This is a genomic window from Romboutsia sp. Marseille-P6047, assembly GCF_900604535.1.
Taxonomy (GTDB): Bacteria; Bacillota; Clostridia; order Peptostreptococcales; family Peptostreptococcaceae; genus Romboutsia_E.
Window position 1 is genome coordinate 1 of record NZ_UWOT01000004.1, and the last position, 12578, is coordinate 12578.

Annotated in this window: 13 protein-coding genes; 2 read left to right on the forward strand and 11 right to left on the reverse strand. The window is 29.3% G+C overall.

The annotated features are described in order from the left end of the window. Positions 1–17: 17 nt before the first annotated feature. From EIH23_RS05005 to EIH23_RS05045, 9 genes are all read right to left on the reverse strand, one after another. Positions 18–776: a WecB/TagA/CpsF family glycosyltransferase gene (locus EIH23_RS05005; protein ID WP_122639134.1), complete on the reverse strand. Its 759-nt coding sequence runs from the start codon at positions 774–776 to the stop codon at positions 18–20. Continuing rightward, the gene (locus EIH23_RS05010; protein ID WP_122639135.1) at positions 766–1953 is read right to left on the reverse strand and encodes a glycosyltransferase family 4 protein; all 1188 of its coding nucleotides are present in this window, start codon (positions 1951–1953) and stop codon (positions 766–768) included. The genes EIH23_RS05005 and EIH23_RS05010 overlap by 11 nt, the downstream gene beginning before the upstream one ends. A gap of 74 nt (positions 1954–2027) precedes the next feature. Continuing rightward, positions 2028–2957 (reverse strand): GDP-L-fucose synthase, encoded by a 930-nt coding sequence (gene fcl / locus EIH23_RS05015; protein WP_122639136.1) that lies wholly within the window; start codon positions 2955–2957, stop codon positions 2028–2030. A gap of 159 nt (positions 2958–3116) precedes the next feature. Beyond that, positions 3117–4190, reverse strand: a complete 1074-nt coding sequence (gene gmd, locus EIH23_RS05020; protein ID WP_122639137.1) for a GDP-mannose 4,6-dehydratase — start codon at positions 4188–4190, stop codon at positions 3117–3119. A gap of 17 nt (positions 4191–4207) precedes the next feature. Then, entirely contained in the window at positions 4208–5254 is a 1047-nt protein-coding gene (locus EIH23_RS05025) for a mannose-1-phosphate guanylyltransferase (protein WP_122639138.1), read from the reverse strand. 33 nt (positions 5255–5287) lie between these two features. Beyond that, on the reverse strand, positions 5288–6967 hold the full coding sequence (locus EIH23_RS05030; protein WP_122639139.1) for a phospho-sugar mutase: 1680 nt from the start codon (positions 6965–6967) through the stop codon (positions 5288–5290). A 15-nt stretch (positions 6968–6982) separates the two neighbouring features. Beyond that, positions 6983–7648: a sugar transferase gene (locus tag EIH23_RS05035; RefSeq protein WP_206425642.1), complete on the reverse strand. Its 666-nt coding sequence runs from the start codon at positions 7646–7648 to the stop codon at positions 6983–6985. A 28-nt stretch (positions 7649–7676) separates the two neighbouring features. Next, positions 7677–8390 (reverse strand): CpsD/CapB family tyrosine-protein kinase, encoded by a 714-nt coding sequence (locus EIH23_RS05040; protein ID WP_122639140.1) that lies wholly within the window; start codon positions 8388–8390, stop codon positions 7677–7679. Between the two features lie 13 nt (positions 8391–8403). After that, positions 8404–9081 carry a YveK family protein gene (locus tag EIH23_RS05045; protein ID WP_122639141.1) on the reverse strand — a complete coding sequence of 226 codons (678 nt, stop codon included), beginning with the start codon at positions 9079–9081 and terminating at the stop codon, positions 8404–8406. A 323-nt stretch (positions 9082–9404) separates the two neighbouring features. Between EIH23_RS05045 and srtB the strand changes: the two genes are divergently transcribed. After that, positions 9405–10100, forward strand: a complete 696-nt coding sequence (srtB, locus tag EIH23_RS05050) for a class B sortase (protein WP_122639142.1) — start codon at positions 9405–9407, stop codon at positions 10098–10100. 153 nt (positions 10101–10253) lie between these two features. Here srtB and EIH23_RS05055 read toward each other — a convergent pair whose 3' ends face one another. Beyond that, positions 10254–11141 carry an LCP family protein gene (locus EIH23_RS05055; protein WP_122639143.1) on the reverse strand — a complete coding sequence of 296 codons (888 nt, stop codon included), beginning with the start codon at positions 11139–11141 and terminating at the stop codon, positions 10254–10256. A 29-nt stretch (positions 11142–11170) separates the two neighbouring features. Next, positions 11171–11680 carry a VanZ family protein gene (locus EIH23_RS05060; protein WP_122639144.1) on the reverse strand — a complete coding sequence of 170 codons (510 nt, stop codon included), beginning with the start codon at positions 11678–11680 and terminating at the stop codon, positions 11171–11173. Positions 11681–11873: 193 nt separating this feature from the next. Between EIH23_RS05060 and EIH23_RS05065 the strand changes: the two genes are divergently transcribed. After that, on the forward strand, positions 11874–12362 hold the full coding sequence (locus EIH23_RS05065) for a hypothetical protein (protein WP_122639145.1): 489 nt from the start codon (positions 11874–11876) through the stop codon (positions 12360–12362). Positions 12363–12578: the final 216 nt, after the last annotated feature.

Below are 12578 nucleotides of genomic sequence, written 5' to 3' on the forward strand. Positions count from 1 at the left end.
ATATTAACTCCATATTATTACACTCTCTTAATAGTTAATATATATATAAATTTTAAATTCGTATTTATATATCGTTTTAATAGTCTTTTTGGATCTTGCATCAATCTATATAGCCATTCTAAACTCATATTCTGCATCCACTTAGGAGCTCTTGATATATTACCTGCATGATAGTCAAACCCGGCACCAACACCTAACATTAATCCATTTACTTTATTTTTATGTTTACACATCCAAATTTCCTGTTTAGGAGCCCCCAACCCTACCCATATAAAATCTGGTTTAACTTTATTTATACTTTCTATTACTTTCTTATCTTCTTCTTCCGTTAATTTTCTAAATGGGGGTGAATACATACCCGATATTTTCATATTAGGATATTTCTCATTTAATTTTGCTTGCAATGTATCCAAAGTTTTTTGAGTACTACCATAAAAATAATGACTATATCCATTTTCTTCAGATATTTTAAATATCTCCTCCATTAAATCTGGACCTGTCACTCTTTCAGCTTCCTTAAATCCTCTTTTTTGGCTAACTATAGATAAAGGTTTACCATCTGGCAAAGCCATAAAACCACTATTTTGAATATTTCTATAACGTTCATCCTCATACGACATTACTGTTGTGTGAACATTAGATACACATATATAATTACCTTTTATATCTTCTAAATTATGCGTTATAACTTTAATAGTATCCTTCATATTAGTTACATTTATATTCACACCTAATATGTTACAAACCTTTAATTTTGGCTTAGATTTACTTTGCATTATTATCACCTACCAAACTTTTGTATATATTTATTAAAGCTTCATAGTTTTTATCATCAGTATAATATTTATAAAATGTACTATAAGCATTATTTCCTAATTCTATATTCAATTCTTTATTATAGAATAATTTTTCAACTTTACTCTTTAAACTTAACATACTATTTTTTTCAAATAATAAACCGTTATATTCATTTTTAATTAATGAACTCACATTACCTAAATTATTTCCTATTATAGGAACACCTAAAGCAAAGCTCTCAGCTATTGTCATTGGAAAACCTTCATAACACTGTGATGGAACTATAACTGCTATAGATTTTCTTATAATATCAAATGCTTTTTCCCGTTCCATAAATCCTAAAATCTTTATATTATTTAACTTGTTTTCTTCTATAAAGATTTTGATTCTATCTTTTTCTGGTCCATCACCAATTATATATAAATTAACCTTTTTATTAACTTCTTTCCATGCTTCTATTAAAAAATTAATTCCTTTTATATCCTCTAGTCTACCTATATAAACAAAATAATCCTTTAGCTCTCTTTCTACTTTATCTCTTTTCTCTATAAAGTTTGGTTTAATATAAACTTTCCTTTCATCATTAACTAAATTTAATATTTTATTTTTATTAAAATTAGTTAAGGTTATATAGTTAACTTTTTTATGAGTACCAATTAGCCTATGGAATTTTAACATAGTATACATTATAAATGTTTGAGATAATGAATTTCTATAACATCTATTTTTTAATGATTGTTCTAATCCTCTAGCTAAGCAATCTTCACATATTTCGCCATTCCTAGTAAATGTAGCTCCTGGACATAATAACCTAAAGTTATGTATAGTCTGAACTACAGAAACCTTCTTTGATCTAGCTGCATAGTATATAGATGGACTTATTAATGGTAATGTATTATGAACATGTACTACATCTATATCATTTTCATCTATTAACTTTTTAACTTCCTTATATGTTTTTAAAGAAAATATAGTTTCTATACCTAATTTTAACTTACTAAGTATTCCACCTTTTATTTCATCGTTATGTCTAGTATATTTAGTCACTTTGTGACCATTTTTCTCTAACATTTTAACCTCATTATGAAAAACTGTATCTTCTCCACCAGGAACTTGATAATAGTTATGTGCCATTAATACATTTTGTTTCTTCATATGTATCCTCTTTCTTATTAATAAGGATACTAATTTTTAGCATCCTTAATTATCAGATTTTATTACTTAATATTTTATTTATAGTTCTCTAAGAACCAATTGTAAGCTAACTTAATTCCTTCATTTAAACTAACCTTATGCTTCCATCCAAGTCCATGTAACTTATCTACAGTAGTTAACTTTCTAGGAGTACCATCAGGCATGTCAGTATTAAACACTAACTCACCATCAAATCCAATAACTTCCTTAACAGTCTCAGCAAGCTGCTTTATAGAAACCTCTTCACCAGTTCCTATATTTACATGACCTTCACCATCATAATTTTCCATTAAGAATACACAAGCATCAGCCATATCATCAACATATAAAAACTCTCTAAGTGGAGTACCAGTTCCCCAAACTTCAACAACATCACTATTATTAATCTTAGCTTCATGGAACTTTCTAATAAGTGCTGGTAATACATGAGAATTATTTAAATCAAAATTATCATTAGGACCATATAAATTAGTAGGCATACAACTTATAAAGTTATCTCCATATTGTCTCTTAAAGAACTTACACATCTCAAGACCTGCAATCTTAGCAACAGCATAAGCTTCATTAGTTTCTTCTAAACTTCCAGTTAAAAGATACTCTTCCTTTATCGGTTGAGGAGCCATCTTAGGATAAATACAAGTACTACCTAAAAATAATAACTTCTTAACCTTAAAATCATGAGCAGCCTTAATAACATTATTTTGAATCATCAAATTATCATATATAAAATCAGCAGGATAAGTATTATTCGCATGAATTCCACCAACCTTAGCCGCAGCTAAAAACACATACTCAGGCTTCTCTTCCTCAAAAAACGCTCTAACATCAGCCTGATTAGCTAAATCCAATTCCTTATGCGTCCTACAAATAATATTAGTAAATCCTCTATCCTGTAAATTTCTAACAATAGCCGAACCAACCAAACCTCTATGTCCAGCAACATATATCTTAGAATCTAATTTCATCATCTCTCTCCATTCTATTAATCTAAGCTTTAAAAACTAATTATCCGCAAGTACCAGAGCGCAGCGGTGAGAATATAAATTTAACTGACATTGGCATACACCTTTTGTATGCATGGAAGTAAATTTATATCTCACCACAAGCTCCGCTTACGAATGGATTTAGTTTTCAAACTTAGATTTGTATCCTCCACCATTTTTAAGTTCTTCTAAGTCTGATTGAACCATTTCCTTAACTAAATCCATAAATGAATACTTAGGCTCCCAACCTAACTCAGTTCTAGCCTTAGTACTATCTCCCCATAATAATTCAACCTCAGCAGGTCTGAAGTATCTTGGATCAACCTCAACTAAAACCCTTCCGCTCTTCTTATCTATACCTTTTTCATCTACTCCAGTTCCTTGCCACTCTATTTCATATCCTAACTCAGCAAAAGCAAGCTCAACGAACTCTCTAACTGTATGAGTTTCATTCATTGATAATACATAATCTTGAGGTTTATCTTGTTGTAATATTCTCCACATTCCTTCTACATAATCTTTAGCATGACCCCAATCTCTTTTGGCATCCATATTTCCTAAGTATAACTTTTCTTGCTTTCCTAAATGTATAGCAGCAGCAGCTCTAGTTATCTTTCTAGTAACGAAAGTTTCTCCTCTTCTTGGAGATTCATGGTTGAATAATATTCCGTTACAAGCAAATATATCGTATGATTCTCTGTAGTTTACAGTTATCCAATAAGAGTATAATTTTGCAACTCCGTATGGTGATTTTGGATAGAATGGAGTTTTTTCGCTTTGTGGTGCAGTATCTGGAAGTCCTCCGAATAATTCACTTGTAGATGCTTGGTAGAATTTAGTCTTAACACCAGTTTCTTTTATTGCATCTAATATTCTAAGTGTGCTTACTCCTGTTGCTTCAGCTGTGTACTCTGGTGAGTTAAAAGATACTCCAACGTGAGATTGAGCTGCTAAGTTATATATTTCATCTGGTTGTATTTTTTCTATTAATCTATTTAAGTTACTTGAATCTGTTATATCTCCGTAATGTAAAAATAAACTTACATCTCCTTCATGTGGATCTTGATATAAATGATCTATTCTTTTTGTATTAAAAGTACTAGCTCTTCTTATTATCCCATGTACCTCATATCCTTTTTCTAATAGTAACTCCGCTAAGTAAGAACCATCTTGTCCTGTTATACCTGTTATTAGTGCTACTTTTTTCTTTTGCATTTTATATCTCCCTCTATCTATATAATTTCTTTTAATTCCTTTATATTAGCTACATTTGATTTTTTTCCTATCAATATTTTCCCATCATGTTCAATAACATATATATCACTTAAACCTTCAACTACTACACTCTGACTAGAAGATATAACCAAGTTATTTTCACCTTCAACTGTCTTAGTATCTCCTACTAAAACATTTCCAGCTTCATCCTTATCCCTATATCTATCAAGTGCTTCCCAACTACCTACATCATCCCAACCAAAACTACTTGGAATAACATAAATATCCTTAGACTTCTCAAGTACAGCATAGTCAATTGATATAGCCTCAGTATCTTTATAATTTTTATTTATCGTCTCTTGTAACTTCTCTTCTGAAGTAGTCTCAACTTCCTCAAGAGCATTGTAAGTATTTGGTGAATACTTCTTAATCTGATCTAGTACATTATTAATACTCCATAAGAACATACCACCATTCCATAAATAGTTACCTTCATTTAAGTACATCTCAGCTTTTTCTTTATTAGGCTTTTCAACAAAAGCATCAACTTTTATAACTTTATGATCATTAACCTTAGTTTCATTGTTACTGTATCTTATATATCCGTATCCAGTTTCAGCTCTAGTTGGCTTCATTCCTAAAGTTATAATCGATTCATAATTCTTATTAACAAACTCATCTGCACTAGTTACAACTTTTCTAAACTCATTTTCATCACCAATAAGATGATCTGATGGAAGAACTACCATAGTAGCATCGTTATAATATCTGTTTATCACAAAAGCAGATAATGCTATACAAGGAGCTGTATTTCTACCTTGTGGTTCTACTATTATATTTCTTTCTGGAATTTCTGGTAATTGTTCTTTTACTAAATCTACATACATCTCTCCAGTAGATATGAATATTCTTTCTACTGGTATAATAGGTTTTATTCTATTTACAGTCATTTGTATCATAGTTTCTTCACCTATTAAGTTTAAAAACTGTTTTGGCTTTTCTTCTGTAGAAAGAGGCCAGAATCTAGTTCCTTTTCCTCCAGCCATTATTAAAGCACATAACATTCCCTATCACCCCATCTATATTCACTTGTATATTTATAATGTAGTTATTTCTTTTACCATTTCTTGTAGTTTGTTATCTACTTCTACTTTTTTTCTCCCGTTACATCCAAAGTAGAATTTAATCTTGGGTTCTGTTCCAGATGGCCTAACTGCTACCCAGCTTCCATTTTCTAATATAAATTTAAGTACATCTGAATTTGGTAAGTTATCAATTCCTAGTTTGTAGTCATTTAATTTTTCAACTTTTATATTAGCTATTTTTTCTATATTAGAATTTCTAAAATTAGCCATCATTGACTGAATTTTTTCCATTCCATCTATACCTTTTAATGTCATAGATACTAGTTCTTCTTTGTAGTATCCATACTTTTTATAGACTTCTTGTAACCCCTCATATAGAGTCATTCCTTTATCATAATAGAATGCAGCCATTTCAGATATTAGTAATGATGATACTACTCCGTCTTTATCTCTAGCATGAGTACCTATTAAGTATCCATAGCTTTCTTCATATCCCATTATGAATGTTCTATCTTGATTTATCTCAAACTCATTTATTTTTTCACCTATGAATTTAAATCCTGTAAGTGTATTTAAACAGTCTACTCCAAAGCTTTTTGCTATAACTGCTCCTAGCTCTGATGTTACTATTGTTTTTACTATACTTGGATTTTTCATGTCTTTTAACTCGTCTTTTCTTTGAGTTAATACATAATCAACTAAAAGTGATCCTACTTGGTTTCCATTAAGAACTACGTATTCTCCTTCTGTATCTTTTACAACTAAACCTACTCTATCGCAGTCTGGGTCAGTACCTATTATTAAGTCTGCTCCATTTTCTTTTGCCATTTCTATAGCTATATCGAAAACTGCTTTTTCTTCTGGGTTTGGATACTCTACTGTAGAGAAGTTAGAATCAGGTAATTCTTGTTCTTTTACTACTTCTACATTTTCAAATCCAACTTCTTTTAATGCTCTTCTTATTGGTAAGTTTCCTGTTCCGTGTATAGGAGTGAAGATTATCTTCATTTCTTTACCAACTTTGTTAATTATATCTTGTCTTATAACTTGTTTTTTTACAGCTTCTATAAAAGCAGTATCTACACTGTCATCTAATAAAGTTATTAGTTTATTAGTTTCTTCTGTAGTTGGTATACTTTCATAGTTTTCTATTTTATTTACTTCCGTTATTATTTCTTCTGCAACCTTAGGGCAAACTTGTCCACCGTCACTCCAATAAACTTTATATCCATTATATTCTGGTGGGTTATGACTTGCTGTTATAACTACTCCTGCTATACATCCTAGATGTCTTACTGCAAATGAAAGTTCTGGTGTAGTTCTTAAGTCGTTGTAAATATAAGCTTTTATTCCACAAGCTGCTAATGTTTTAGCAGTTTCTAAACAAAATTCTCTAGACATGAATCTACTATCATGAGCTATTACTACTCCTTTTTGTTTACCTTCTTCACCGCATTTATTTATTATGTAATTAGCAAGTCCAAACGTTGCTCTTCTTATTGTGTATATGTTAATTCTATTAGTACCTGCGCCTATTACTCCTCTAAGTCCACCTGTACCAAATTCTAAGTTTTTATAAAATCTATCTTTTATTTCTTTTTCATCATTTTTTATATTTATAAGTTCTTCTCTTGTTTTTTTGTCAAAATATTCATTATTAGTCCAGTTTTTATATACATCTATATAACTCATTTTTATTCCCCTCTTCTAACTTGCTGTTTTATCTCCAAATAAAACGAATACAGTTTTAAAGATTAATTTTATATCAATCCATAAATTTCTTTCTTCTATATACTTAATATCAAGTTCTATCCATTCATCAAATCCAATTTCATTTCTTCCTCCTACTTGCCAGTAACAAGTAAGTCCTGGCTTAACAAGAAGTCTTTGCCTTTGATAAGTTGTATATTGAGCAACTTCTCTAGGAATGGGAGGTCTTGGACCTACTATACTCATATCTCCTTTAAGTATATTTAAAAGTTGAGGAAGTTCATCTATACTTGTTTTACGTATAAACTTACCTACTTTAGTTATTCTTGGATCGTCTTTTATTTTAAAAACAGGACCGCTTTGTTCATTTTGTTCTTGAAGTTGTTCTAATAACTCTTCTGCGTTATGAACCATACTTCTAAATTTGTACATATTAAATGTTTTTCCATTAATTCCGTTTCTCTCTTGTGAGAAAACTACTTTTCCCTTAGGATCTTCTAGTTTTATTAAAATTGCAACTATTAGAAACACTGGTGATAATATTATAAGTCCGCATAAAGAGCCTACTATATCCATGGCTCTTTTTAAAAATAAATAAATCTTACTCTCTTTAAGGTTACTACTATCAATTATTTCACTATAAGTACCCAGTTCTCTCTCCAAAAACTTCCCCTCCCAAAAACTTTCTTATCTACTTTCTACCAAATAAGCCACGCTTTGGCTTCCTTTTTTCACTTGAACTACCATAGTAGTAGTTATAATATCCGTAGCTCTTCTCATCTGCTTCAAATTTATTTAAAACTGCTCCAAGAATATTAGCATTAACACTTTCTAATCTTTCCTTAGCAATTTTAGTAGCTTCTATATCTGCTTCATTCGCTGCAACTAAAAGAATTGTTCCATCTACATACTGAGCAAGTATACTGGCATCAGTAACAATTCCAACAGGTGGTGTATCTATAAATATGTAATCATAATGAGGTTTTATAGCTTCCATAAAACTTTTCATTTTCTTAGATTGAAGCATTTCAGAAGGATTAGGTGGTATTTTACCAACCTTTAAAATATCTAAATTACTAACCTTAGTATTCTCTATACACTTTTCTACATCTTTTTGTCCTGTAAGCACATCTGTAATTCCATTTATATTGCTAACTCCAAACATCTTATGAACAGTTGGATTTCTTAAATCACAATCTATTAACAGAACTTTTTTATTCTCAAGACTTGCAAAACTTGCAGCTATATTTGATATAGCCGTACTCTTACCCTCATTTTGACCTGAACTAGTAATTAATATAGTTTTTAGATTCTTATCTACATTAGAAAACTCTATGTTTGTTCTTAATAATCTATATGCCTCTGATATATGAGACTTTGGATTTCTATGTATATGTAACTGCATATCTATACCTCCTTTAAGCTATATCATCTTTAGGTATTACACCTAATATTGGAAGACCTAAGTGTTTTGTTATATCTTCAGGCTTTTTCATTTTAGTATCCATATATTCTATTAAGAATACTAAGAATAGTCCTACCATAATTCCAAGCACACCTGCTATTGCTATATTCATCTTTTTGTTAGGTGAAACTGGTTCTTCTGGAGTTATTGCTTTATCTATTACCTCAGCTCCATTTGCCTTAGTTATCCTTTTTACTTCTGTTGTAAATACTTTAGGTATAGCATTTGCTATATTTCTAGCTTGTATAGGATTGGTATCTTGTACTTTTACATTAATGATTTGTGTATCACCAACTTGTCCTACAGTTACATTTGATACTAAATCAGAGTAAGTCATGTCTAAGTTTAAATCTTCTATTACCTCATTAAGTACAGTTCTAGATTTTATTATTTCTCCATATGTAACTGCCAACTTTTGAGCAACATTATACTCATCACCTGTCATACTTTGAGTTTCCTTAGACTCACTTCTATTTACTATTAATGTAGTGTTTGTTTCATATACTGGTTTCAATAAGAAAAAGCTAACCAGTGCACTTATTATTACTGCTACTACTGTTATAGCTATTATAAGTTTTGATCTTTTCTTGATAATTCCAAAATACTCCCTTAAGTCAATAGTTTCTTCCATAAGTTATCCTCCATTTAAATTTTCCGAATTTTTTAAGCTTTTTATGTTGAATTGTTCACATTCCTTTTTAGCATAATAAAAAGCTTATAACAAAACACCATATAATTTATAAGCTTTTACATATCTTTAATAAGTATTTTATTGTTGATTCTATTTAACCAGACACATATCCACATAAAACTACTTTTCATTCCATATAATAACATTTATCTGTAAAGTTTAAAATAGATTCGACAAAACAAGACAGTTTTTTACCATATTTTTGATATTTTTTGCTTTTAACTATTTATATCTTTAATATATAATATATTTGAGGTGATATTTTGAGAAAATTTTTAAGAAATTTAACGAATATTATTTTAATTTCTATCTTAATTTTTTCTGGATATAAAATTTATACAAAGCTTTCAGAATATAAAAAAGCAGATAAAGTATATACAGAAATTAGAGAGAAATCAAAAAAAAGCAACAAAGACGAAGAGTTATCTTCTTCAAACCCTGATTATAGATTTTGGCTTAAAGTAGACAACACAAACATAGACTACCCTGTCGTGCAAGGAGCAGATAACGACTACTACCTTACTCACGACTTCAACAAAGACTACCTAGCATCAGGAAGTATATTCATGGACTACAGAAATGACTTTGAAAATGACAAAAGCATAATAATCTACGGACACCACATGAGAAACAAAACAATGTTCGGAGAACTAGCAAACTTCAAAGACAAGTCATTCTTTAATGAAAACAATAAAATAGAAATTGAATACAAAGGTAAAACCTATACATACGAAGTATTCTCAGTATATATAGCAGACTCATCAGAAGAATTTTTAGAAATGAATTTTAGCAATGATAACGAATATGAAGATTATCTAAACAAAATCATAGATAAATCACTATTCAAAACAAACATAAGTGTAACAAGTGAGGACAAAATAATAACCCTATACACATGCAGCTACGAATTCAACGGAGCCCGAACAATAGTAAACGCAAAACTAACATCTATAAATTAAATCCATCCCCTACCAGTTTACTCGTATAGTATTATAAACAGTAAAAAAAGGGTGGCAGAAGCTAAATATTAATTTATAGTCATTTGCAGCATTTTTTCAGCTGCATGACTATAAATTAATATTAGCGCCCGCCACCCGGCTTTACAAACTTTACTAATTATACATGAAACTATCGAGTAGTTCTAAGTTTTTATCTTTGTCCCAAAGCACTACCCAACCAGCTTCCTTAAGTCTAACTTCTTCCTTATAATAAGGAAACTCCAAAGTCTTCATATTATCGGTACCAATTCTTAACGCCTTATAACCAAGTATCACAATCTCAGAAGGAGTCAAATTGGTCTTAACACCAGATAATATTATATTTAGAGAACCTATATATCCACTAATACCAGATTTCTTCAAATTATCAAGAGCGCCTTTGACTACCATTCTTTGTCTAGAATTTCTAGCATCTGTACTATCTTGATATCTTATTCTACTAAAAGCAAGTGCTTGATATCCATTTAAATTATAAGTACCTGCACTATCTATAAGTTCTATATCTTTTTCTTGTGGGTATAAGTTATAACAGATTTTTATAAATTGATTAAGTGCTTCAACATCATTTTCTGTTACTTCTACTTCTACACCACCTATTAAATCAATTATTTTCATAAATGAAGAAAAATTCACTGTAGCATATCTATCTATACTAAGTCCAAAGTTATTATTTATAGTTTCTATTAATAAGTCTGGACCTCCATATGCATAAGCATGAGTTAGTTTTTCCTTACCATGCCCTTTTATATCTACATATGTATCTCTACCTAAAGATGTTAGTTTTATATTATTATTTTCTTGATCTATGCTCATAATAATCATAGTGTCAGAACGATTATATCGCTCTAAATTTTCTCCATCTACTCCTATTAATAAAATGTTTTTTATTCCACACGATGCACTTGAATTTGCATCTTCATATGCAGGCTGTGCATATGTTACTTTAAAAAATGTAAGCATAAAAAATATTGCTAGTATAATACTTGATGATTTCCTTTTCATGCTATCACCACTATTCTTATATTAAAATATTAATTCTTTACTTTACTTTTCCCAAGAAAAAGATTAGTTATTCCTATTAATATAAGTCCTATTATTCCACCTAATGTATCTACCATTATATCTCTAAATTCTCCACTTCTTCCCGGAATAAATAGTTGATGAAATTCATCCGTGCATGCATATAAAAATACGACTATTAAACTTATTATTATTGAGTTTAATATTTTTTGTGAGTTTCTATGATATATTCCATTATATACTAAGCTATATGTTAGTATTGCTAATACAAAGTATAAAAACATATGAGCTGATTTTCTTATAAAAAATTCCCCTATTGATGATGTTAGTATTGGTTTTGTTATAACTCCTAGTATAGGCATTTCTATAATCATTTTTCGAAATGATCCTGATTGACTAGCTGATACTGTTGCTGGTTGATTTGACAAATAAAATATAAATCCCATCCAAAATATTATAGCAAGTACTCTTATTGTAATTTTACTTAAGTTTATTTCTTTATTTTTTGTAATTGCCCTCATTTAATACTCCTTTTTATTTATAATTATAAATTTTATCACTTCTATAAAGATATTTGTATTTTATTTTACGAAAATGTTTATAATCAAATTATTAAATTATACTAATTTATGAAAGGAATGTTATATGTTTAAATTTATAAGAAGATTATTTTTCATTTGCATATTCTTTATAGTTGCCTTAGTAGGTGGTATTATGTACATTAATTACCGTAATTATTCCAATTTTACAAAAGATCTTACTACAGTTTCTAATGATACTATTAATGCTAGTAAGGATTCAGATACTAATAATTCTACTTCTATACCAGAGGTAAAAATGGTGAAGGAAAGTGCAAGTATTTCCAAGGTAATGTCGGATATTGTTTCCAATGAAGATAATTATGATTTATTAGTTAGATGTGATGATATTAGTTCTTTAGTTTATTGGAATAAAAATGATAAGAGAGTTTCTATTGTTCCTTTAGAAGATAGTGATGATTTTGATACTTTGTCTAGTAAGACTGATAAGTACATAAATCTTAGTGATTATACTATGGATGATTTAGAAAGTCTTAAGGATGAGTTTTTATCTGGTGATATTTCTAAGAAGTTAAGCATTGTTAGTAATGTTTTAAAAAATAGCGATACTAATATAAAGGAAAGTGATTTGATTGGAATGTATTTATCTTATGCTTCTAATTAATATTTCTTTTATTTGAAAAGGCTATATTAAAGTTTATCTTTAATATAGCCTTTTTATATCTTTTATATTTTTTATATTTAAGGAAGTTATTTTTCGTTTTTATTTTCTTTATTAGCTTCTTTTTTTCTAGCAACTATTTCTTTTTGCATTTTTTTATTTAATTTTCTTTTTTCTCTTTTTTGTTTCTTAGTAGCCATAATATATCCCCCTTAATAT

Excerpts from the sequence above, each read along its gene's own strand:
- gmd (WP_122639137.1), bottom strand. The coding sequence starts at position 4,190 with ATGCAAAAGAAAAAAGTAGCACTAATAACAGGTATAACAGGACAAGAT.
- EIH23_RS05025 (WP_122639138.1), bottom strand. The coding sequence starts at position 5,254 with ATGTTATGTGCTTTAATAATGGCTGGAGGAAAAGGAACTAGATTCTGG.
- fcl (WP_122639136.1), bottom strand. The coding sequence starts at position 2,957 with ATGAAATTAGATTCTAAGATATATGTTGCTGGACATAGAGGTTTGGTT.
- EIH23_RS05030 (WP_122639139.1), bottom strand. The coding sequence starts at position 6,967 with ATGAGTTATATAGATGTATATAAAAACTGGACTAATAATGAATATTTT.
- EIH23_RS05060 (WP_122639144.1), bottom strand. The coding sequence starts at position 11,680 with ATGAGGGCAATTACAAAAAATAAAGAAATAAACTTAAGTAAAATTACA.
- EIH23_RS05045 (WP_122639141.1), bottom strand. The coding sequence starts at position 9,081 with ATGGAAGAAACTATTGACTTAAGGGAGTATTTTGGAATTATCAAGAAA.
- EIH23_RS05055 (WP_122639143.1), bottom strand. The coding sequence starts at position 11,141 with ATGAAAAGGAAATCATCAAGTATTATACTAGCAATATTTTTTATGCTT.
- EIH23_RS05040 (WP_122639140.1), bottom strand. The coding sequence starts at position 8,390 with ATGCAGTTACATATACATAGAAATCCAAAGTCTCATATATCAGAGGCA.
- EIH23_RS05005 (WP_122639134.1), bottom strand. The coding sequence starts at position 776 with ATGCAAAGTAAATCTAAGCCAAAATTAAAGGTTTGTAACATATTAGGT.
- EIH23_RS05010 (WP_122639135.1), bottom strand. The coding sequence starts at position 1,953 with ATGAAGAAACAAAATGTATTAATGGCACATAACTATTATCAAGTTCCT.
- EIH23_RS05065 (WP_122639145.1), top strand. The coding sequence starts at position 11,874 with ATGTACATTAATTACCGTAATTATTCCAATTTTACAAAAGATCTTACT.